General features: G+C 60.7%; 20 protein-coding genes. 13 read left to right on the forward strand and 7 right to left on the reverse strand.

Translation table 11 applies throughout. The features are described 5' to 3' along the window. Positions 1-129: 129 nt before the first annotated feature. Positions 130-1,446 (forward strand): bifunctional DedA family/phosphatase PAP2 family protein, encoded by a 1,317-nt coding sequence (locus DYL61_RS11255; protein WP_135308384.1) that lies wholly within the window; start codon positions 130-132, stop codon positions 1,444-1,446. On the opposite strand, the gene DYL61_RS11260 is transcribed toward DYL61_RS11255, so the two are convergent. Genes DYL61_RS11260 through DYL61_RS11270 form a run of 3 tightly spaced genes read right to left on the reverse strand, consistent with a single transcriptional unit; the run spans position 1,443 to position 3,118 of the window. Then, entirely contained in the window at positions 1,443-2,030 is a 588-nt protein-coding gene (locus tag DYL61_RS11260; RefSeq protein ID WP_135308385.1) for an LON peptidase substrate-binding domain-containing protein, read from the reverse strand. The genes DYL61_RS11255 and DYL61_RS11260 overlap by 4 nt on opposite strands. A gap of 21 nt (positions 2,031-2,051) precedes the next feature. Then, positions 2,052-2,768 (reverse strand): LrgB family protein, encoded by a 717-nt coding sequence (locus DYL61_RS11265; RefSeq protein WP_135308386.1) that lies wholly within the window; start codon positions 2,766-2,768, stop codon positions 2,052-2,054. After that, on the reverse strand, positions 2,765-3,118 hold the full coding sequence (locus DYL61_RS11270; RefSeq protein WP_135308387.1) for a CidA/LrgA family protein: 354 nt from the start codon (positions 3,116-3,118) through the stop codon (positions 2,765-2,767). The genes DYL61_RS11265 and DYL61_RS11270 overlap by 4 nt, the downstream gene beginning before the upstream one ends. Before the next feature lie 160 nt (positions 3,119-3,278). On the opposite strand from DYL61_RS11270, the gene DYL61_RS11275 reads away from it, so the two are divergent. The 3 genes from DYL61_RS11275 to DYL61_RS11285 all read left to right on the forward strand — a co-directional run bounded on the left by DYL61_RS11275 (position 3,279) and on the right by DYL61_RS11285 (position 6,339). Further along, a complete protein-coding gene (locus tag DYL61_RS11275; protein ID WP_135308388.1) occupies positions 3,279-3,734 on the forward strand; it encodes a MaoC family dehydratase in 456 nt (151 codons plus the stop codon). A 215-nt stretch (positions 3,735-3,949) separates the two neighbouring features. Next, complete coding sequence (locus tag DYL61_RS11280; protein ID WP_135308389.1) at positions 3,950-5,668, forward strand: C13 family peptidase; 1,719 nt, start codon at positions 3,950-3,952, stop codon at positions 5,666-5,668. A gap of 29 nt (positions 5,669-5,697) precedes the next feature. Continuing rightward, positions 5,698-6,339, forward strand: a complete 642-nt coding sequence (locus DYL61_RS11285) for an oxidoreductase (RefSeq protein WP_135308390.1) — start codon at positions 5,698-5,700, stop codon at positions 6,337-6,339. 114 nt (positions 6,340-6,453) lie between these two features. Here the strand turns inward: DYL61_RS11285 and DYL61_RS11290 are convergent, their stop codons facing one another. Genes DYL61_RS11290 through DYL61_RS11305 form a run of 4 tightly spaced genes read right to left on the reverse strand, consistent with a single transcriptional unit; the run spans position 6,454 to position 10,671 of the window. Then, positions 6,454-6,738, reverse strand: coding sequence for a YceK/YidQ family lipoprotein (locus DYL61_RS11290; RefSeq protein ID WP_135308391.1), 285 nt, complete (start codon positions 6,736-6,738; stop codon positions 6,454-6,456). Continuing rightward, positions 6,731-7,360, reverse strand: a complete 630-nt coding sequence (gene ubiX, locus DYL61_RS11295) for a flavin prenyltransferase UbiX (RefSeq protein ID WP_017735613.1) — start codon at positions 7,358-7,360, stop codon at positions 6,731-6,733. The genes DYL61_RS11290 and ubiX overlap by 8 nt, the downstream gene beginning before the upstream one ends. Next, positions 7,357-8,706 (reverse strand): UDP-N-acetylmuramate:L-alanyl-gamma-D-glutamyl-meso-diaminopimelate ligase, encoded by a 1,350-nt coding sequence (mpl, locus tag DYL61_RS11300; protein ID WP_135308392.1) that lies wholly within the window; start codon positions 8,704-8,706, stop codon positions 7,357-7,359. Before mpl ends, ubiX begins: the two co-directional genes overlap by 4 nt. A gap of 57 nt (positions 8,707-8,763) precedes the next feature. Next, positions 8,764-10,671 (reverse strand): sigma-54-dependent Fis family transcriptional regulator, encoded by a 1,908-nt coding sequence (locus DYL61_RS11305; RefSeq protein ID WP_135308393.1) that lies wholly within the window; start codon positions 10,669-10,671, stop codon positions 8,764-8,766. 272 nt (positions 10,672-10,943) lie between these two features. On the opposite strand from DYL61_RS11305, the gene exaC reads away from it, so the two are divergent. The 9 genes from exaC to DYL61_RS11350 all read left to right on the forward strand — a co-directional run bounded on the left by exaC (position 10,944) and on the right by DYL61_RS11350 (position 20,376). After that, positions 10,944-12,464 (forward strand): acetaldehyde dehydrogenase ExaC, encoded by a 1,521-nt coding sequence (exaC, locus tag DYL61_RS11310; RefSeq protein WP_135308394.1) that lies wholly within the window; start codon positions 10,944-10,946, stop codon positions 12,462-12,464. Between the two features lie 223 nt (positions 12,465-12,687). Continuing rightward, positions 12,688-14,121, forward strand: coding sequence for an ethanolamine permease (gene eat, locus DYL61_RS11315; RefSeq protein WP_105698757.1), 1,434 nt, complete (start codon positions 12,688-12,690; stop codon positions 14,119-14,121). Between the two features lie 52 nt (positions 14,122-14,173). Beyond that, a complete protein-coding gene (locus DYL61_RS11320; RefSeq protein ID WP_135308395.1) occupies positions 14,174-15,568 on the forward strand; it encodes an ethanolamine ammonia-lyase subunit EutB in 1,395 nt (464 codons plus the stop codon). Continuing rightward, a complete protein-coding gene (gene eutC, locus DYL61_RS11325) occupies positions 15,565-16,398 on the forward strand; it encodes an ethanolamine ammonia-lyase subunit EutC (RefSeq protein ID WP_135308396.1) in 834 nt (277 codons plus the stop codon). The genes DYL61_RS11320 and eutC overlap by 4 nt, the downstream gene beginning before the upstream one ends. A gap of 92 nt (positions 16,399-16,490) precedes the next feature. Further along, on the forward strand, positions 16,491-16,949 hold the full coding sequence (locus DYL61_RS11330) for a GNAT family N-acetyltransferase (RefSeq protein ID WP_003176320.1): 459 nt from the start codon (positions 16,491-16,493) through the stop codon (positions 16,947-16,949). A gap of 325 nt (positions 16,950-17,274) precedes the next feature. Then, the gene (locus tag DYL61_RS11335; protein ID WP_135308397.1) at positions 17,275-17,931 is read left to right on the forward strand and encodes a DedA family protein; all 657 of its coding nucleotides are present in this window, start codon (positions 17,275-17,277) and stop codon (positions 17,929-17,931) included. A gap of 7 nt (positions 17,932-17,938) precedes the next feature. Then, positions 17,939-18,754, forward strand: coding sequence for a M90 family metallopeptidase (locus DYL61_RS11340; RefSeq protein ID WP_135308398.1), 816 nt, complete (start codon positions 17,939-17,941; stop codon positions 18,752-18,754). Between the two features lie 109 nt (positions 18,755-18,863). Then, complete coding sequence (ppa, locus tag DYL61_RS11345) at positions 18,864-19,391, forward strand: inorganic diphosphatase (protein WP_003219382.1); 528 nt, start codon at positions 18,864-18,866, stop codon at positions 19,389-19,391. Between the two features lie 214 nt (positions 19,392-19,605). Next, positions 19,606-20,376 (forward strand): LexA family transcriptional regulator, encoded by a 771-nt coding sequence (locus DYL61_RS11350; RefSeq protein ID WP_135308399.1) that lies wholly within the window; start codon positions 19,606-19,608, stop codon positions 20,374-20,376. Positions 20,377-20,774: the final 398 nt, after the last annotated feature.

The raw sequence follows: 20,774 nt of genomic DNA on the forward strand, positions 1-20,774 counted from the left end.
TTGCCCCCGAGGGCGGTGTGTCAGCCAAATATTCATTCACTGATACACCCTAATCGGGGGCAAGCCCCCTCCCACAGTTTGATCTTCAATGTTTCCGATTTCTGTATTCGCAAAGATGGAGTGGACTGTATGAGCCAATGGCTCGAAAGCATAACCGGCTGGCTGACCCTCAACCCACAATGGCTGGCAGTCGCGGTATTTATCGTCGCCTGCGTGGAATGCCTGGCCATCGCCGGGCTGATCGTGCCGGGCACGGTGTTGCTGTTTGCCATTGCCGCGTTGGCCGGCAGCGGTGCGCTGTCTCTCAGTGAAACCCTGCTGCTGGGTTTTCTCGGCGGCCTGCTGGGTGACGGGGTTTCCTACTACCTGGGCCGACATTTCCACCAGAACATCCGGCGCCTGCCCGGCCTTCGCCATCACCCGGAGTGGATGAACGGCGCCGAAACCTACTTCCACAAGTACGGCATCGCCAGTCTGCTGGTAGGACGTTTCATTGGGCCACTGCGTCCCATGCTGCCGATGGTCGCCGGCATGTGCGACATGCCCTTCCCGCGCTTTGCCGCCGTGAGCATCGTCGCCGCTGCGGGCTGGTCGGTAGCGTACCTGCTGCCGGGCTGGGCGACGGGTGCCGCGTTTCGCCTGCCGCTGCCGGAAGGGTTCTGGCCGGAAGCAGGGATTGTCGCGGCCAGCCTCGCCGTGCTGTTGGGGCTGGCATTGAACAGCGGCCTTCGCGGCCATCGCCGCGCAACGCTGTGGATCGGCTGCGCCAGCCTGACCCTGTTGATCGCCCTGTTTATCGGCTACCCGCACCTCAATGACTTCGACCAGGGCCTGAGCGCTCTGGTGCAGGAACACCGCAGCGCGTGGCTGGACCGCACCATGGTGATGGTCACCCAGCTGGGCGAATTCAAGAAAATGTTCGTCGCCAGCGCCGTGTTCACTGGCTTGCTGCTGTTGGCGCGGCAATGGCGCCATGCGTTGTTCGTCGGCGCCACACTGGCCGGGGCCGCCGTGATCAACACCGGCACCAAGCTGTTTTTCGCCCGTGGTCGCCCGGAAATCCTGACCGACCCACTGACCAGTTTCAGCATGCCCAGCGGCCACGCGTCCGGCGCTTTCGCGTTTTTCCTGGCATTGGCCGTACTGGCCGGTTGCGGCCAACCCACACGGCTGCGCATGACCTGGCTGCTGTTGGGTTGCATCCCCGCCGCGTTTATCGCGCTGTCGCGGGTGTACCTCGGCGCCCACTGGCCCACGGACATCCTGGCTGGCACGTTGCTGGCGATGACGGTGTGTGCTTTCAGCCTGACGGTCATCCAACATCGCAGCCCGTTGCCGCCGATGTCGCAAAAAGCCTGGTGGCTGGTGCTGCCGGCGGTGGTCGCGGTGCTGGGCTTTATCGCCTTCACCGGCAGCGCCCATGCCTTGTTGCGATATGCCTATTAAGTGAACAACTCGCCCTGCAGCTCATCGAGCAACATCTGGATCGCATCCAGGCGTTGCTGCGGGTCGTCGAGTTGCAGCAGGTCGATCTTGTCGGCCTCCGTGAAGGGCAACAAGTACGCAAGCTGATTACCCAAGGCCTGCTGGCCGTCGGCATGGGCGTCCATGTCCAGCGACGCGACCATCGGGTGCTCGGCCAGGGCCTGGAGCAAGGCCAACAGGTCGGCATCTTCTTCCAGGGCCTGGTCCGGCAGTTCTTCCAGCCATTGCACTTCGGCTACCAGCAACTGGTCTTTCTGCACGCCGGCATCGCGCACGCGAAACCGCCGACCGCCCTCGACGCGAATCCCCAGCAGGCCGTTGTCCTGCTGCTTGAAGTCGCGGATCAGCGCTTCACAGCCGATCAGCGCGTAGCCGTCCGGTGCCACGCCCACTTCGCTGCCGTCGAGGATGCACACCACGCCAAAGCTTTCGCCCTTTTTCATGCAGCGGCTGATCATGTCCAGATAGCGCGCCTCGAAAATCTGCAAATCGAGGGTGCACCCCGGGAACAGCACGGTATTGAGCGGGAACAGCGCCAGACTCATAAAGGTTTCCTTAAACCTGGTTTAAACGATCACCGACACAGCCAGCGGCAGGAACACCGCCGTAGCCACGCCCATCAGACTCATGGCCAGCGCCGCAAAGGCGCCGCACTCTTCGCTCTCTTGCAAGGCCACCGACGTGCCGACGGCATGGGCGGTCATGCCCAGCGCCATGCCGCGCGCTTCGGGGCTGTGCACACCCAAGCGTGACAGAAACGCCGGGCCGATCATGGCTCCGACCACACCGGTGATCAGCACAAACACCGCCGCCAATGCGGCCACGCCGCCGATCTGCTCGGCCACCAACATGGCAATCGGCGAGGTCACCGACTTGGGCGCCATGGTCATCAACATCATGTGTTCGGCGCCGAACCACCAACCCAACAGCACGCACAAGCCGGTGGCCAACACGCCACCTATCACCAGCGTAGTAAAAATCGGCCAGAACAATTGGCGAATACGCCGCAGGTTCAAATAAAGCGGCACCGCCAGGGCCACGGTGGCAGGTCCCAGCAAAACACCCATGATCTCGGTGCTTTTGCGGTATTCGGCGTAACTCAGGCCGCAGGTGATCAATACGCCGATCACCAGCAACATGGAGACCAGCACCGGTTGCAGGAAAATCCAGCGGGTTTTCTCGAAACCGGCGAGTACCAGTTGATAAGCGCCAAGGGTGATGCCAATGCCGAACAACGGGTGATGAATCACCGCTGTCCACGCGCCATGCCAGTCGAACATCATTGGCCCTTCTCCTTGCGCTTGACCATCTGCTGCATCAACACACCGACAAAGGCCATGGCGATCACCAGCGACAACACCAGCGCGCCGACAATCGCCCAGAAATCCGCGGCGATGTCCTTGGCGTACACCATCACCCCCACGGCCGGCGGCACCAGCAGCAAAGGCAAATAGCGCAGCAGGCTGCCGGCCGCGAGGCTCAAGGGCTCGCCCACTTCGCCATTCCAAATCAGAAAACCGAGCAACAGCAGCAACCCGATAATCGGCCCCGGCAGGATCGGCAACAGCAAATGGTTGATCGCCGTACCGATCAATTGGAACAGCACCAGCCATGTCAGCCCGCGTAACAGCATCCGTTCTCTCCCCCCTTTAAGCGTGCCGGCATTATAAGCACGCCTGCGCTATGCATCGGCATTCGCCAAAAGCATGGTGGGTTGACCGAGCCGGTTGCCCGTGATGATCTACATTGGATCTCGCACCTATATAAAAACCGATGAACCAAGGAGAGACGCAATGCCCTATGTACCTGTAGCGCAGCTCAAAGATTATGTCGGCAAGGAACTGGGACGTTCCGATTGGCTCACCATCGACCAGGCGCGTATAAACCTGTTCGCAGAGGCCACTGGCGACCATCAGTTCATCCACGTCGACCCGGTCAAGGCCGCACAAACGCCGTTTGGCAGCACCATTGCCCACGGTTTCCTGTCGCTGTCACTGATTCCCAAGCTGATCGAAGACATCCTGATCATGCCGGAAGGCTTGAAGATGGCGGTCAACTACGGCCTGGACAGCGTGCGCTTCATCCAGCCGGTCAAGGTCAACTCGCGGGTGCGCCTGCACGTCAACCTCACCGACGTCACCGAGAAGAAACCCGGCCAATGGTTGCTTAAAGCCGTGTGCACCCTGGAAATCGACGGTCAGGAAAAACCGGCTTACATTGCCGAGTCGTTGTCACTCTGCTTCGTATAAGCCCCACCTTCTTGTAGAAGCAAACGTGGCGAGGGAGCTTGCTCCCGCTGGGGTGCGCAGCGCCCCCCAAAAAATGGGCCTGCTACGCAGTCCAGCGGGAGCAAGCTCCCTCGCCACAGTAAGCTCAGTCCTACCGCTCATCTTTAGCCTATAGACCACTAGGTATAGGTTCCCCGGCTGCGGCATACTCGGCGCTCAATTATCCGGATCCCGCTATGCGCCCACTCGCTCCCCTTGCCCTTGCCCTGCTGCTCACCGCTTGCGGAGACGGCGAATCGCTGTTGCCGCCCGATGCGCGCCTGCCCGATGGCGGCCGTTACCGGGGTGATGTGGTCAATGGTTTGCTGCAAGGCCAGGGCCGGGTGGACTACCCCAACGGCAGTTGGTACGCCGGCCAGTTCGACAAAGGCCAGTGGCACGGCCAGGGCGAATGGCATGGCAGCAACGGCGAGGTCTACAAAGGCCGGTTTCAACTCGGGCTGTTCGACGGCCAGGGCAGCCTGACCACGGCAGGCAGCCACTATGTGGGCGGCTTCAAGAACGGTCGACGCAACGGCGAAGGCACCCTCAAAGAGGGGCAGATGACCTACCGCGGCGAATTCAAGAACGACCAGTATTCCGGCCTTGGGCGCCTGGAACTGGCCGACGGCAGCCAATACCAGGGGCAGTTCGCCCACGGTAAACCGAATGGCGAAGGCCAGCGCAACGACGACAGCGGCAACCAGTTCAGCGGCCATTTTGTCGATGGGCAACTGGAAGGCAACGGCACGTTCAACAGCGCCGATGGCGACATCTATGTCGGCCAATTCAAGCAGAACCAGCTCAATGGCAAGGGCCGCTACGAAAACGCCGATGGCGACGTGTGGATCGGCCAGTTCAAGGAAGGCGCCCTCAGCGGCAAAGGCGAATTGATTGGCGTGGACGGCAGCCACTACGTCGGCCAGTTCAGCGATTGGCGCTTTACCGGCCAGGGCCGTCTGAACCTGACCGACGGCAGCTTCTACATCGGCGGTTTCGACAGCGACAGCTACCAGGGACGCGGCACGCTGGTGCTCACCGACGGCACCGTACAGGCCGGTACGTGGGTCAACGGGATGCGCGTGCGTGATGCCGACGGCAAGTTGCTGCCCGACCCGCTGGAAATCGGCGTACTGGCCCAGGGCCGCCTGCTCGATGCCGCGCTCGCCGCCGTCCCCGCCTCCACGCCTGGTGTCGAGCTGTACACCCTGGTGCTGGCCGGCGACGGCAAACAAAGCGTGTTCCTGCGCGAAGCCGATTACGTCAGCAACATGCTCGCCACGCGCTTCGGTGCCCGTGGGCAGATTCGCCTGGTCAACCACCGCGACCATATCGCCGACCGCCCCCTGGCCACCCGCGAAAGCCTGCGCCGCTCCGTGCAAACACTGGCCGAGCGCACCGGGCCGGAAGACCTGGTGTTCATTTACATGACCAGCCACGGCACCCACGAGCATGAGCTGGTGCTGGACCAACCGCGCATGGAGCTGGCCGACTTGCCCGCCGACGAACTGGCCAACGTGCTCGCACCGCTGAAAAACCGCGACAAGATCATCGTGATTTCCGCCTGCTATTCCGGCGGGTTTATCCCGGCACTCAAAGACGAGCGCACCCTGATCATGACCGCCTCCAGAGCCGACCGTGTGTCCTTCGGTTGCTCCGAGGAAGCCGACTTCACCTACTTCGGCGATGCCCTCTTCGCCCAAGCCTTCAACCAGACCGACGACCTGCAACAAGCCTTCAAGTTGGCGCAGTTGCACGTAGCCGAACGCGAGCAGGCGGACAACTTCGAAGCCTCCGAGCCGCAGATCTGGGCCCCCAAAGGCGTGATCGCCCATTGGCAATTATTACGCAAGCAGCAGGCACGAAAGGCGCTCGAAAGCGTCTCAATGAATAGCAAGGAAGCCAAAGGCAACTAAGCTGTAACGTGTAACAAGGGGGAAACACCATGTACCTGACACCTCAGCATATCCTGCTCGCCGGCGCCTCCGGCCTGACCGGCGAACACCTGCTGGATCGCCTGCTCAATGAGCCCACGGTCACCCGTGTACTGGCGCCCAGCCGCAAGCCATTGGCCGAACACCCGCATTTGGAAAACCCAGTCGGGGACCCTGCGGTATTCCTGCGGCAACTGAGTGGCCAGGTCGACCTGGCCTTCTGCTGCCTGGGCACCACCATCAAACAGGCCGGTTCGGAAGCGGCATTCCGCGCCGTCGACCTGGACATGGTGGTGGCCTTCGCCAAGCGCGCACGGGAAATGGGCGCGCGGCACCTGGTGGTGATCAGCGCCATTGGCGCCGACCCGAAATCCTCGATCTTCTACAACCGCGTCAAAGGCGAAATGGAAGAGGCGCTCAAGACCCAGGGCTGGCCGCAACTGACCATCGTGCGGCCTTCGCTGCTGCTGGGGGAACGACTGGAACCGCGCCTGGCCGAGCAACTGGCCGGGCCGTTGTCGAAGCTGATTCCCGGCAAATACCGTGGTATTGAAGTGTGCGAACTGGCCCGCGCCATGTGGCGCCTGGCGCTGGAAGAGCAGGATGGAGTGCGGGTGGTGGAGTCGGATGAGTTGCGCAAGCTAGGCAAGTAGTTTTGTGGTGAACAGAAGGGCGTCATCGCAGGCAAGCCAGCTCCCACATTTGAAATGCATTCCCCTGTGGGAGCCGGGCTTGCCCGCGATGAGGCCAGCAAAGCCACCCTTCCTCTAAAGTCCACCTGTGGCGTTAAAGCCCACCCCAAGCACCGTCAACACCGACAACGGCAACAACAGCGTGTCGAGCAACGCACTGGCCGGCAGGTCCACATGGGGATAACTCGGCGCCTCGGCACCAAAACGGTCCTTGGCGCAGCACCCACCGTTGATCGCATACAAATCCAACCGCGTGCCGGCATACACCACCGGCGCGCCGGGCTGCGCGGCGTCCAGCGTACGGGCGGTGGCGCAGCCGGTCAGGTGCAGCGCCAGCAGAATCAGCAGCGCTTTATTCATCGCTGCTCAAATGGTGCTCGCCCCAACGCGGCAGCATGTCCTGGGGAATATTCAGCAGGTTGAGAATGCGCGCCACCACAAAATCCACCAGGTCATCGATGGTCTGCGGCTGGTGATAAAAACCCGGCGATGCCGGCAGGATGGTCACGCCCATATTCGACAACTTGAGCATGTGCTCCAGATGAATGCTCGAATACGGTGCCTCACGCGGCACCAGGATCAGTTGGCGACGCTCCTTCAACGTTACATCTGCGGCACGTTCGATCAGGTTGTTGCAGGCCCCGGTGGCAATCGCCGACAAGGTGCCAGTGGAACACGGCACCACGACCATCGCCGCCGGCGCCCCGGAGCCGGAGGCCACCGGCGACATCCAATCCTCTTTGCCGTACACCTTGATCTGCCCCGCCGCCGCACCGGTGTACTCGGTGAGGAACGCCTGCATCATTTGCACCTTGGGCGGCAGCGCCACATCCGTTTCCGTGGCCATCACCAACTGCGCGGCCTTGGAGATCAGGAAGTGCACCTCACGGTCTTCGCGCACCAGGCAATCCAGCAGGCGCAAGCCATACGGCGCACCGGATGCGCCGGTCATCGCCAGGGTGACGCGTTCCGGGCCACTCATTTCAGTGCCTCGGCCAATTTGCCGTGCAGGCCGCCAAAGCCGCCGTTACTCATCACCACCACGTGGGTGCCGGGCTTGGCCTGTTGCTTGACGTGTTCGACGATACCTTCGATGGAATCGCAGACCTTGGACGGCACCGTGCACAGCGCTGCAATCGCTGGCAGGTCCCAGCCCAGATTGGCCGGTGCATACCAAACCACCTGGTCGGCATCGTTGACGCTTTCCGGCAGGCCATCGCGGTGTGCACCCAACTTCATGGAGTTGGAACGCGGCTCGACAATCGCAATGATCGGCGCATCACCGACCCGCTTGCGCAGGCCATCCAACGTAGTGGCAATGGCCGTCGGGTGGTGGGCAAAGTCGTCGTAGATGGTAATCCCGTTCACGTCGGCGACTTTTTCCATACGCCGCTTCACGCTCTTGAACGCGCTCAATGCGGCAATGCCCATGGAAGGCACCACGCCGACATGACGTGCAGCGGCCAGGGTAACCAAGGCATTGGCTACGTTGTGCTGCCCGGTCATGCCCCAATCGACAACGCCTTGGGTTTCACCGTCGAACAGCACTTCAAATTTGGAACCGTCTTCGCTGAGCAACTTGACCTGCCACTGCCCACCGGCACCGGTGGTTTGTACCGGGGTCCAGCACCCCATCTCGATCACGCGCTGCAAGGCGGGCTCGGTGGTTGGGTGAATGACCAGGCCTTCACTCGGAATAGTGCGCACCAAATGGTGGAACTGCCGCTCGATGGCTGGCAGATCGGGGAAGATATCGGCGTGATCGAACTCAAGGTTGTTCAGGATCGCCGTACGCGGGCGGTAGTGAACGAATTTGGAGCGCTTGTCGAAGAAGGCGCTGTCGTATTCATCCGCCTCGATCACGAAGAACGGCGTGTCGCCCAGGCGCGCCGACACCGAGAAGTTCTGCGGCACGCCGCCAATCAGGAAACCCGGGCTCATGCCGGCATGTTCCAGCACCCAGGCCAGCATGCTGCTGGTGGTGGTCTTGCCGTGGGTGCCCGCAACGGCCAGTACCCAGCGGCCCTGCAGCACATGGTCCGCCAGCCATTGCGGCCCGGATACATAGGGCAAACCTTTATTGAGGACGTACTCCACGGCCGGGTTGCCACGGGACATGGCATTGCCGATCACCACCAGGTCCGGGACCGGGTCGAACTGCGACGGGTCATAACCTTGGGTCAACGCGATGCCCTGGGCCTCGAGTTGCGTGCTCATGGGCGGGTAAACATTGGCGTCGGAGCCCGTGACGTGATGGCCGAGTTCTTTGGCCAAAACTGCCATCGACCCCATGAACGTACCGCAGATACCGAGAATATGAATGTGCATAGTCGACCTCGTAAAACATCGCGGCAGGTTAGCGCAGGGGGGCGAAAATCGCACCCTTTAGCTGAGGGCCTGCCGTGCGATGCCGTGCCGACGCAGCTTGCGATACAGGGTATTGCGGCTGACACCCAATTGGTCCGCCGCGTGGGTCATGTGCCAGCGCTGTTGCTCCAGCACGGCCAGCAACGCCAGGCGCTCGGCATCCTCCAGCGGTGACTCCGCCAATTTGGCATCGCCACCGGCTACCGGCTGGACCTGGCGAATCAGCGCGGGCAAATCCTCCAGCGCCACACGCCCCTCATCACATAACGCCACCAGCGTGCGCAGTACCGTGCGCAGTTGGCGCACGTTTCCCGGCCAGGCGAAGGTCAATAGCGCCAAACGCGCCGCCGGATCGAGGGCTACGCGTTCGCCGCCAGCCTCCTGCGCCAGCAAGAAGTCGAGCAACTGGGATTTATCGCTGCGTTCGCGCAAAGGCGGCAACGCGACTTCCAAACCATTGAGCCGGTAGTACAAATCCTCACGAAAACTGCCGTCCTGCACATGCGCCAGCAAATTGCGGTGGGTGGCGCTGATAATTCGCACATTGACCGCCTGGGGCTCACCGCCAATGGGCACCACCAGTCGGTCTTCCAGCACTCTTAATAGACGGGTTTGCAGCGCCAGCGGCATATCGCCGATTTCATCGAGGAACAAGGTGCCACCATCGGCCTGCTGCAACTTGCCTTGCATGCCCTCCTTGCGCGCGCCGGTAAAGCTGCCGCCGCGATAGCCGAACAGTTCACTCTCAATCAGACTTTCCGGGATGGCGGCGCAGTTAAGGGCGACGAATGCCTTGTCGGCACGCTGGCTGGCCTGATGCACGGCCTTGGCGAAGGCTTCTTTGCCGGAGCCGGTTTCGCCATTGATCAACAACGGCACATCGCGCTCGAACACCCGCAGCGCCTTGCTGAAATCCTGTTGCAGCGCCGGATCGCCCAGGCAGATGCCAGGCAGGCGCGGCCGCTCAACCGCAGCAGGCTTGATGACCGGCACGGCGGCGCTGCGCACCTGACCACGCAAGGCTGCGAACAACTGTCGGCCATCACGGGTGCGCAGCGGCCAACTGGCCGTGGCATTGGCGCTGGCGCGACCAAGCAATTGGTCCAGGGAGCAGTCGAAAAACGCCTCCACCGGCTGGCCTTGCAGGCTACTGCGCAGTTGTCCGAGCAGGTTCAGCGCACTCTGGTTCACCGCACAAATCCGCCCTTCTGCGTCGAACGCCAACAACCCTTCACTGAATAACCCCACAGACTCGGCCTGCAAGTGAAAGCGCAGCAGCCAGTGGTTTTCAAAATGGCGCAGGAAGTAACAACTCTCGATCATCTTCGCCGACAGGTTCACCAGCGCCATGGTGTGGAACTGGCTCTGGCGCGATACCGCTTCGCGGGCCGAGGACACATCCAGCACCGCCAGCAGGTCGCCATGGGGGTCGAATACCGGGCTCGCCGAACACGTCAGCCCCGTGTGGCGACCACGAAAGTGCTCATCACGGTGAATGGTCAGGGACTGGCGCTCCACCAGGCAGGTGCCGATGCCATTGGTGCCTTCGCAGGCCTCGCTCCAGTCGGCGCCCAGCCAAAGCCCGGCGCGTTCGAAGATTTTGCGCTCGGACGGCGCAGTGACACAGTTGAGGATCACCCCACGGGCATCGGTGAGCAGCACCGCATGGCCGGCGCCCGATAGCTGCTGGTGCAGGCTGTTCATCTCGCTGCCAGCGATGTGCAGCACTTGTTGCAGGCGCTCGCGACTTTCCAGCAGGCGACCATGTTCAAGCACAGTGGGGGCGATGGTTTGCGCAGGGTCGAGGTGGTAATCCTCCAGGCAACGCAACCAGGAGCGGGCAATGGACGGGTCGCTGGACGGATCGCGGCCATGGGCCACCGTCAGGACTTGCTGGGCATGGCGACTGAAATGATCGTTGTGCATTTCTTATTATTCTCCCTGCGTGAGAACGCCCAGCATCCCCCAGGCACCCGACCAATGCAATCCCGGCCAGACCCACCGGTCACAGCCTGTCCCGTTTATGGCACAAACTGTCACATCGCCTGTATCAGTCGTGCCACAGCAACGCCCTGCAACAAAGCTCAACCCCCCGATTTCATTGGTCCACAACGCAGTGGCCCAACCTTTGCTCTACGCTTGATATGCGCTTGCCGCGCTGCACTCCCAATAAACATAAGAGCCAGGAGATACCCACCATGCGTTACGCACACCCCGGTACTGAAGGCGCCATCGTTTCGTTCAAGGCCAAGTACGGCAACTACATCGGTGGCGAGTTCGTTGCGCCGGTCGATGGCATCTATTTCACCAACACCTCGCCGGTCAACGGCAAGGCGATCGCTGAATTCCCGCGATCCACTGCCAAAGACATCGACAAGGCCCTGGACGCGGCCCATGCCGCCGCCGACGCCTGGGGCAAGACCTCGGCCCAGGATCGCTCGCTGGTCCTGCTGAAAATCGCCGACCGCATCGAACAGAACCTCGAACTGCTGGCCATCACCGAAACCTGGGACAACGGGAAGGCCGTGCGTGAAACCCTCAACGCCGACATCCCCTTGGCCGCCGACCACTTCCGCTACTTCGCCGGTTGCATCCGCGCCCAGGAAGGCACCAGCGCCGAAATCAACGAACACACCGCTTCCTATCACTTCCACGAGCCGCTGGGCGTGGTCGGCCAGATCATCCCGTGGAACTTCCCGCTGCTGATGGCCGCGTGGAAACTCGCACCGGCCCTGGCCGCCGGCAACTGCGTGGTGCTCAAGCCAGCCGAGCAAACGCCGCTGGGCATCAACGTTTTGCTGGAAGTGATCGGCGACCTGCTGCCACCGGGCGTGCTGAACGTGGTTCACGGTTTCGGTAAAGAAGCCGGCGAAGCCCTGGCCACCAGCAAGCGCATCGCCAAGATCGCCTTCACCGGCTCCACCCCGGTGGGCTCGCACATCATGCATGCGGCGGCCGAGAACATCATTCCGTCCACCGTTGAGCTGGGCGGCAAGTCGCCGAACATCTTCTTCGAAGACATCATGAAGGCCGAACCGTCCTTTATTGAGAAGGCGGCCGAAGGCCTGGTGCTGGCGTTCTTCAACCAGGGCGAAGTGTGCACCTGCCCATCCCGTGCACTGGTGCAAGAGTCGATCTACGACGACTTCATGAAAGTGGTGATGAAGAAGATCGAGTCGATCAAACGCGGCGACCCACTGGACACCGACACCATGGTCGGCGCCCAGGCGTCCGAGCAACAATTCGACAAGATCCTGTCCTACCTGGAAATCGCCAAAGGCGAAGGCGCGCAACTGCTCACCGGCGGTAAGGTCGAGAAGCTCCAGGGCGACATGGCCGGCGGTTATTACATCCAGCCGACCCTGCTCAAGGGCACCAACGAAATGCGTGTGTTCCAGGAAGAAATCTTCGGCCCGGTGGTGAGCATCACCACCTTCAAGGACGAAGCCGAAGCCCTGGCCATTGCCAACGACACCGAGTTCGGCCTGGGTGCTGGCGTGTGGAGCCGCGACATCAACCGCGCCTACCGCATGGGCCGGGCGATCAAGGCGGGCCGTGTGTGGACCAACTGCTACCACCTGTACCCGGCGCATGCTGCGTTTGGCGGTTACAAGAAGTCCGGTGTGGGGCGTGAGACGCACAAGATGATGTTGGACCATTACCAGCAGACTAAAAACTTGCTGGTGAGTTACGACATTAATCCGTTGGGGTTCTTCTAACTAACACTCTCCTCCCACATTTGAAATGCAGTTAAGTGTGGGAGGTGGCTTGCCACCGATAGCTATGCTTCAGTGAAATCAATGTGCCTGACACACTGCCATCGGGGGCAAGCCCCCTCCCACATTTTGATCTTCATACACTTGGATTTTTATAAGTACTTGCGACTTGCATCCGGCCCACAGAGGCCGAGTTGAAAACAATAACAACGAAAGGTACTTCCCCATGCCTAGCGAACCGACTGGATCTTCCGTCGACTTCGAAAAAGTCGACTCCCAATACTTCCAACAACGCGAACTTAAAAAAGGCGCCGCCGGCTGGGTGCTGTTAGTGGGCCTTGGCGTTGCCTATGTTATTTCCGGCGACTACGCCGGCTGGAACTTCGGCCTGGCCCAAGGCGGCTGGGGCGGGATGTTCCTGGCCACATTGCTGATGGCCACCATGTACCTGTGCATGTGCTTTTCGTTGGCCGAATTGTCTTCGATGATTCCCACTGCGGGCGGTGGCTATGGCTTTGCCCGCAGTGCCTTTGGACCCTGGGGGGGATTCCTCACGGGCACGGCCATTCTGATCGAATACGCCATCGCCCCCGCCGCCATCGCCGTGTTTATCGGCGCATATTGCGAGTCGCTGTTCGGCATTGGCGGCTGGATGATCTACCTGGCGTTCTACATCATCTTTATCGGCATCCATATCTTTGGGGTCGGTGAGGCGCTGAAGTTGATGTTTGTGATTACCGCCATCGCCGCTATCGCCTTGGGGGTGTTCCTGGTGTCGATGGTGCCGCACTTCAATGTCGCCAACCTGCTGGACATCCCGGTGACCGAGGCCAAGGGCGCCAGCACCTTCCTGCCCTTTGGCTACGTGGGTGTGTGGGCGGCGATTCCCTATGCCATCTGGTTCTTCCTGGCGGTAGAGGGCGTGCCCCTGGCCGCTGAGGAAACCAAGAACCCGAAACGCGACCTGCCTCGCGGCCTGATCGGCGCCATTGTGGTGCTGACCAGTTTTGCCCTGCTGATCCTGGTGATCGCACCGGGCGGCGCCGGCACCAACGCGCTGGTCAAGTCCGGCAACCCTCTGGTGGAAGCGCTGGCGTTGTCCTACGGCGGTTCAACCTGGATGGGTGGCTTCGTTAACCTGGTAGGCCTGGCTGGGTTGATTGCGAGCTTTTTCTCGATCATCTATGCCTATTCGCGGCAGATCTTCGCACTGTCCCGTGCGGGTTACCTGCCACGCAAATTGTCCCAGACCAATAAAAGCAAGGCCCCCGTGCTGGCGTTGGTGATCCCCGGCATCATAGGTTTTGGCCTGTCGCTGACCGGCCAGGGTGATTTGCTGATCCTGGTGGCGGTGTTTGGCGCGACCATTTCCTACGTGCTGATGATGGCCGCGCACATCACTCTGCGCATTCGTCGCCCCAAAATGGACCGTCCGTACCGCACACCGGGCGGCATCTTCACCTCGGGGATCGCCTTGGTACTGGCCTGTGTGGCCGTAGTGGCGGGCTTTCTGGTGGATCCACGGGTAGTGATTGGCGCTGCGATCATCTATGGAGTATTAATTGCTTACTTTGCTTTCTACAGCCGGCATCACTTGGTAGCAGGCACGCCCGAGGAGGAATTCGCGGCGATCCAGGCCGCAGAGGCCGCCTTGCACTAACGGCCGAAAACCTCGATGGGGGCCGCCGCCCCCATCGTCAAGGAGACACTGTATGGCAAGCTTTTCCCACGCGGTGGGCACACAAACCTACCGCTTCGACAGCCTCAAGGACGTGATGGCGAAGGCCAGCCCCGCACGCTCCGGGGATTTTCTCGCCGGCGTCGCCGCGCAGAACGACGGCGAACGGGTAGCGGCGCAGATGGCGCTGGCGAATATCCCGCTCAAGCACTTCCTTGAGGAAGCGCTTATCCCTTATGAAAGTGATGAAGTCACTCGGCTGATCATCGACACCCACGACAAGCAGGCGTTTGCGCCGGTCAGCCACCTTACCGTGGGCGGCCTGCGCGACTGGCTGCTCAGCGATGCGGCCGATGAACATAGCCTACGGGCACTGGCGCCAGGTCTGACACCGGAAATGGCCGCCGCCGTCTCCAAGATCATGCGCGTACAGGATTTGGTGCTGGTGGCGCAGAAGATCCGCGTGGTCACCCAATTTCGCGGCACCCTGGGCCTGCGCGGGCGTTTATCCACACGCCTGCAACCCAATCACCCTACGGATGAGCCCGCCGGTATCGCCGCGAGCATTCTCGACGGCCTGCTCTACGGTAATGGCGACGCCATGATCGGCATCAACCCGGCCACCGACAGCATCGCCTCGATCTGCGCGATGCTGGAGATGCTCGACGCGATCATCCAGCGTTACGAAATCCCGACCCAAGCCTGCGTGCTGACCCACGTCACCACCTCTATCGAAGCGATCAACCGTGGCGTGCCGCTGGACCTGGTGTTCCAGTCGATAGCCGGCACCGAGGCGGCCAACGCCAGTTTTGGTATCAACCTGAACGTGCTGCAAGAAGGCTACGATGCGGGCTTGAGCCTTAATCGCGGCACGTTGGGCCAGAATCTCATGTACTTCGAAACCGGCCAAGGCAGCGCTTTGTCAGCCAACGCGCATTTTGGCGTCGACCAACAAACCTGCGAAACCCGCGCCTATGCGGTGGCCCGGCATTTCAAGCCATTCTTGGTGAACACCGTGGTCGGTTTTATCGGCCCGGAGTACCTGTACAACGGCAAGCAAATCATCCGCGCCGGCCTCGAAGATCACTTCTGCGGCAAGCTGCTGGGCGTGCCGATGGGGTGCGACATCTGCTACACCAACCACGCCGAAGCCGACCAGGACGACATGGACACCCTATTGACCTTGCTGGGCGTGGCCGGGATCAACTTCATCATGGGCATCCCCGGCTCCGACGACATCATGCTCAACTACCAGACCACCTCGTTCCACGACGCCCTGTACGCCCGCCAGACACTGGGCTTGAAGCCGGCGCCGGAATTCGAGCAGTGGTTGGCGAAAATGGGCATCTTCACGCAAGCCGACGGCAAGGTGCAGTTCGGTAACAGCCTGCCACCGGCGTTTCGCCACGCCTTGGCGCAATTGGGATGAAGGAGCCGCCCGTGCAATTAGACCTTCCTGACAACCCGTGGCTGGAATTGCGCCGCCTGACGCCTGCGCGCATTGCGCTGGGCCGCACTGGCACCAGCATCCCCACCCAGGCGCAACTGGACTTCCAATTTGCCCACGCCCAGGCGCGGGACGCGGTGCATCTGCCGTTCGACCACGCGGGCCTCAGCGGCCAACTGGCCAAACGCGGTCGTGACAGCCTGTTGGTGCGCAGCGCTGCCGCAGACCGGCATAGCTACCTGCAACGCCCGGATCTGGGCCGCCGCTTGAGTGATGAATCGGCCCAGGCCTTGCGCGAGCATGCCACCGCCAACCCCGGCGGCGTGGACCTGGCAGTGGTGGTCGCCGATGGCTTGTCCGCGCTGGCGGTGCATAAACATACGCTGCCGTTTCTGACACGCATGGAAGAACAGACCCACGCCGAAGGCTGGTCCTTGTCGCCGGTGATCCTGGTGGAACAAGGCCGCGTGGCCGTGGCCGATGAGATCGGGCAACTGCTCGGCGCCAAGATGGTGGTGATCCTGATCGGCGAGCGGCCGGGGCTCAGTTCGCCGGACAGCCTGGGGCTGTATTTCACCTACAACCCCAAGGTGGGCCTCACCGATGCCTACCGCAATTGCATCTCCAATGTGCGCCTGGAAGGCTTGAGTTATGGCATGGCCGCCCATCGTTTGCTGTACTTGATGCGAGAGGCGTGTCGGCGGCAGCTGTCGGGGGTCAATCTCAAGGATGAGGCGCAACTCCAGACCCTCGAGTCCGATGATCCGGACCTGATGAAAGGGAATTTCCTGCTCAGCCCACCGAATGACTGATAACTGCATGATTGCGCTTTTTCGCAGCATTAGGCAGCATCGAGTCACGGCCGCTGGTGTGGTCATCCCCCCTTTGGAAGTTGAGGCCTGGCATGCGGATTACTCAAGCGACCCTGGAACACCTGGACCTGTTGACCCCGTTGTTCGTCAAATACCGCGAGTTCTATGGAGCGCTGCCCTTCCCGGACTCGTCGCGGGCCTTCCTGGAAAAACGCCTGCGCCGCAAGGAGTCGGTGATCTACCTGGCCCTGGCGGATGATGACGACAAGAAAGTGCTTGGTTTTTGCCAGCTGTATCCGAGCTTTTCCTCGTTGTCGCTCAAGCGTGTGTGGATTCTCAACGACATCTACGTGGCCGAAGATGCCCGCCGACAGTTGGTGGCAGATAACCTGATGCGTACGGCGAAAAAGATGGCCAAGGAAACACATGCCGTGCGGCTGCGGGTGTCGACCAGCAGCGACAATGAAGTGGCGCAGAAGACCTACGAGTCGATTGGGTTTCGTGAGGACACCGAGTTTAAGAACTACACCTTGCCCATCAGCGAAGATTGATCACGGTAGCCCAAACAACTCAAATCCCCTGTGGGAGGGGCGGTGCGACGATTCGACTTGCCCCCGATAGCGGTGTGTCAGCCAGCCAATTTACAACTGACACTGCCTCATCGGGGGCAAGCCCCCTCCCACATTTGGCCCCCATGCTGTTCTTGAGACCGGGTTCCAAGACATCCCTCGCTACAAAACCAACACGCTTTTCACCTCTCAGTCCGTATAATGCGGACCTTTCAGGGTTGTAAGAAACGCGACATACCTCTGTAGCCTTATTACCCGAGTTTCCGCACTGGCCTGCTGAGCCGAGCCATTCACACAGGTGCCATCCATGGATTTCAACCCGCTCGACCTTATCCTGCATCTCGACGTGTATCTCGATACGCTGGTGAGGAACTACGGCGTGTGGATCTACGCCATCTTGTTTCTGGTGATTTTTTGCGAAACCGGCCTGGTGGTCATGCCCTTCCTGCCAGGGGATTCGTTACTGTTTATCGCCGGAGCCGTTGCAGCAGGCGGAGGTATGGACCCAGTGTTGCTCGGCGGTCTGCTGATGTTGGCAGCCATCATGGGTGACAGCACCAACTACGTGATCGGGCGAACGGTGGGCGAACGCTTGTTCAACAACCCCAATTCGAAAATCTTCCGCCGCGACTACCTGCAAAAGACCCACGACTTCTACGACAAGCACGGCGGCAAAACCGTGACCCTGGCGCGCTTCCTGCCGATCCTGCGCACCTTCGCGCCGTTCGTCGCCGGTATCGCCAAGATGCCCTACCCGCGCTTCTTCGGTTTCAGCGTATTCGGCACGATCCTCTGGGTCGGTGGCCTGGTAACCCTGGGTTACTTCTTCGGCAACGTACCGTTCATCAAGAAAAACCTGTCGCTGCTGGTGGTGTTCATCATCCTGCTGTCGCTGGTGCCGATGATCATTGGCGTGTTCCGCAGCCGCTTCGGTCGTGCCTCATCCGAAGCCAAGCCGCACTGACCGGCCGATGTGGTCCCTCAGCGCCTGGCGTCGCCGGCGCCTGCTGGCCAAGCACCCGATTGCCGATGACACCTGGCAACGGGTGCGCCACCACCTGACCTTCCTCGACGGCATCAGCGCCGAGCAAGACCAGTGGCTGCGCGAAGCCTGCGTGGTGTTCCTCGACGAAAAACACCTCACCGCCCTACCGGGCGTGGAACTGCACCAGGAACAACGCCTGCTGCTCGCCGCCCAGGCCCAACTGCCGCTGATGAACCTGGGCGACCTCGACTGGTACCAAGGCTTCCACGAGATCGTGCTGTACCCCGACGACTTCCTCAGCCCCCAGCGCCATCGCGACAGCAGCGGCATCGAACACGAGTGGGACGGCGAGCACAGCGGCGAAGCCTGGCAACAGGGCCCGGTGATCCTCGCCTGGCCCGGCGTGCTGGCCAGCGGCAACTGGGAAGGCTACAACCTGGTCATCCACGAACTGGCCCACAAGCTCGACATGCTCAATGGCGACGCCAACGGCCTGCCGCCGCTGCACAGCGACATGCGCGTGCAGGAGTGGGCCAGCGTGATGCAGAGCGCCTACGACGACCTCAATCGCCAACTCGACGCCAACCCGGACGCCGAGACCGAGATAGACCCCTACGCCGCCGAAAACCCGGCGGAATTCTTTGCCGTCACCAGCGAATATTTTTTCAGCGCCCCGGATTTACTGGTCAACAGTTACCCACAGGTGTACGCCCAACTCAGCCGCTTTTATCGCCAGGATCCCCTGGCCCGCCTGCACCAACTGCAAGCCAGCGACCCGCGCTATCAGCCGCAAGGCGAATGACCTTGCGACGTCTGGCGCATGGCATCGGCGTCAGAATGTGCCTATAATCGCCGCCACTTTTAGGCCAATCCGGCCAAGTTTCTTGGCCAATTAACGGGGGCAACGCCCAATGAGCTACAGCAAGATTCCGGCTGGCAAAGACCTGCCGAACGACATCTACGTCGCCATCGAGATTCCGGCCAACCACGCGCCGATCAAATACGAAATCGACAAAGACAGCGACTGCCTGTTCGTTGACCGTTTCATGGCCACCCCGATGTTCTACCCGGCCAACTACGGTTTCATCCCCAACACCCTGGCTGACGACGGTGACCCCCTCGACGTGCTGGTAGTAACCCCTTACCCAGTGACTCCAGGTTCGGTAATCCGTGCCCGTCCAGTCGGCATCCTGAACATGACCGACGACGGCGGCGGCGATGCCAAAGTCATCGCAGTACCACACGACAAGCTGTCCCAGCTGTACGTGGACGTGAAGGAATACACCGACCTGCCGCCACTGCTGCTGGAACAGATCAAGCACTTCTTCGAGAACTACAAAGATCTCGAAAAAGGCAAATGGGTGAAGATCGACGGTTGGGGCAACGCAGACGCCGCCCGCGCCGAGATCCTCAAGTCGGTTGCAGCCTACAAAGGCTGATACCCGCTACTCATTGCTTCGGCAATAAAAGAAAGCCCCGATTATTCGGGGCTTTTTTGTGGTAAAAATTAAACACTCAGTTCAACCAACAACAACTAACGTTTAACAATGCAATAAAATTGAAAAACCGGGCCACAACTAAGTAAAAACCTACACGCGCAATTCAACGCATGGTTTATTTGATTTGTTTTCTTGGCCAGTAAACTCTGCGTTTATGAATACATCAGGTGATCGTTTAAAAGCGCTACTACGGGAAGTTCATCTTTCCGCCTCCGACTTCGCCAAGAACCGTGGTGTCACGCCTCAACACGTGAACAATTGGTTCAAACGCGGCGTGCCCATGGGCCGACTCAACGAAATCGCAGACCTCCTGTGCATTTCCAGCCGTTGGCTCCGCACCGGCGAAGGCCCCAAACACCCACCGGCCAATTACCTATTGGAAGGTCCCACTGCAAGGACTGCACTGATCGCCCGCGAAGAGAGCGGTAAATACCTCACAGGCCCCGCCTGTCCTCCAGAAAAAACCGACGTGGAGATCCCCCTCCACCCTTCCTTCACCTCGACCGAGCGCATCCGCATCTCGCTGCACACCCTCGAAACCCTCAACGTCCACCCCGACCGTGCACTGGGCGCCTACATGGTCGACAACAGCATGATCGAAATCATCCAACAAGGCGCCACCCTCGCCATCGACCGAGGCCGCACCCAAATCACCGACGGCGAAATCTACGCCGTCGAACACGACGGCATGCTGCGCATCAAATACCTCTACAACCGCCCCGGCGGCGGCCTGCGCATGCGCAGCCACAACGCAACCGAACACCCGGACGAATACTTGAACCACGAAGAACGCTTCGAACAAAACTTCCAGATCCTCGGCTGGGTGTTCTGGTGGTCGACATTGAACAACCGCAGGCCGGTGCCGCTGGACGAGCATTTATTGGGCTGGGAAGGCTCTAAATCGGATCCGGAGGTGGGCATTTGAAGTGAATGTGGGTATCATGCGCCGCACATTTGGCAGGGGTCGCGATGAGCGATTTCCCCTGCTGGCGAAGCGGAGGAGTTCCCGCGGATGCCCCTACTATTCAGCCCGACGCAACGTGGGCTGAGCGATTTGAAGGCTGGTGAGGTTTGTCAAAAACAAGCTGAGGCAGTCCCCGAGAAGCCGGCCACAAGCCGGCTTTTTAATGCCCGTAAACACCCCGCGGCTCGATCCGCCACCCTCTTCGCCATCTCCATTAAATGCATCCAGGCATCCTCAAAGCGCTTCAATCCACTGTCTCTTTCAAGTTGACGGTATTACACATCCCACCCGATTTATCACTCCCCAACACCCCATTAATCTATGCCCATGTTGAACGCAACGCCCTAACCCACTTAAAC

It is taken from the genome of Pseudomonas nabeulensis, assembly GCF_004682045.1.
GTDB classification, from domain to species: Bacteria; Pseudomonadota; Gammaproteobacteria; order Pseudomonadales; family Pseudomonadaceae; genus Aquipseudomonas; species Aquipseudomonas nabeulensis.

What these genes read in the sequence shown, in the direction of transcription:
- DYL61_RS11255 (WP_135308384.1), top strand. Translation starts at nt 130, where the DNA reads ATGAGCCAATGGCTCGAAAGCATAACCGGCTGGCTGACCCTCAACCCA.
- DYL61_RS11260 (WP_135308385.1), bottom strand. Translation starts at nt 2,030, where the DNA reads ATGAGTCTGGCGCTGTTCCCGCTCAATACCGTGCTGTTCCCGGGGTGC.
- DYL61_RS11265 (WP_135308386.1), bottom strand. Translation starts at nt 2,768, where the DNA reads ATGATGTTCGACTGGCATGGCGCGTGGACAGCGGTGATTCATCACCCG.
- DYL61_RS11270 (WP_135308387.1), bottom strand. Translation starts at nt 3,118, where the DNA reads ATGCTGTTACGCGGGCTGACATGGCTGGTGCTGTTCCAATTGATCGGT.
- DYL61_RS11275 (WP_135308388.1), top strand. Translation starts at nt 3,279, where the DNA reads ATGCCCTATGTACCTGTAGCGCAGCTCAAAGATTATGTCGGCAAGGAA.
- DYL61_RS11280 (WP_135308389.1), top strand. Translation starts at nt 3,950, where the DNA reads ATGCGCCCACTCGCTCCCCTTGCCCTTGCCCTGCTGCTCACCGCTTGC.
- DYL61_RS11285 (WP_135308390.1), top strand. Translation starts at nt 5,698, where the DNA reads ATGTACCTGACACCTCAGCATATCCTGCTCGCCGGCGCCTCCGGCCTG.
- DYL61_RS11290 (WP_135308391.1), bottom strand. Translation starts at nt 6,738, where the DNA reads ATGAATAAAGCGCTGCTGATTCTGCTGGCGCTGCACCTGACCGGCTGC.
- ubiX (WP_017735613.1), bottom strand. Translation starts at nt 7,360, where the DNA reads ATGAGTGGCCCGGAACGCGTCACCCTGGCGATGACCGGCGCATCCGGT.
- mpl (WP_135308392.1), bottom strand. Translation starts at nt 8,706, where the DNA reads ATGCACATTCATATTCTCGGTATCTGCGGTACGTTCATGGGGTCGATG.
- DYL61_RS11305 (WP_135308393.1), bottom strand. Translation starts at nt 10,671, where the DNA reads ATGCACAACGATCATTTCAGTCGCCATGCCCAGCAAGTCCTGACGGTG.
- exaC (WP_135308394.1), top strand. Translation starts at nt 10,944, where the DNA reads ATGCGTTACGCACACCCCGGTACTGAAGGCGCCATCGTTTCGTTCAAG.
- eat (WP_105698757.1), top strand. Translation starts at nt 12,688, where the DNA reads ATGCCTAGCGAACCGACTGGATCTTCCGTCGACTTCGAAAAAGTCGAC.
- DYL61_RS11320 (WP_135308395.1), top strand. Translation starts at nt 14,174, where the DNA reads ATGGCAAGCTTTTCCCACGCGGTGGGCACACAAACCTACCGCTTCGAC.
- eutC (WP_135308396.1), top strand. Translation starts at nt 15,565, where the DNA reads ATGAAGGAGCCGCCCGTGCAATTAGACCTTCCTGACAACCCGTGGCTG.
- DYL61_RS11330 (WP_003176320.1), top strand. Translation starts at nt 16,491, where the DNA reads ATGCGGATTACTCAAGCGACCCTGGAACACCTGGACCTGTTGACCCCG.
- DYL61_RS11335 (WP_135308397.1), top strand. Translation starts at nt 17,275, where the DNA reads ATGGATTTCAACCCGCTCGACCTTATCCTGCATCTCGACGTGTATCTC.
- DYL61_RS11340 (WP_135308398.1), top strand. Translation starts at nt 17,939, where the DNA reads ATGTGGTCCCTCAGCGCCTGGCGTCGCCGGCGCCTGCTGGCCAAGCAC.
- ppa (WP_003219382.1), top strand. Translation starts at nt 18,864, where the DNA reads ATGAGCTACAGCAAGATTCCGGCTGGCAAAGACCTGCCGAACGACATC.
- DYL61_RS11350 (WP_135308399.1), top strand. Translation starts at nt 19,606, where the DNA reads ATGAATACATCAGGTGATCGTTTAAAAGCGCTACTACGGGAAGTTCAT.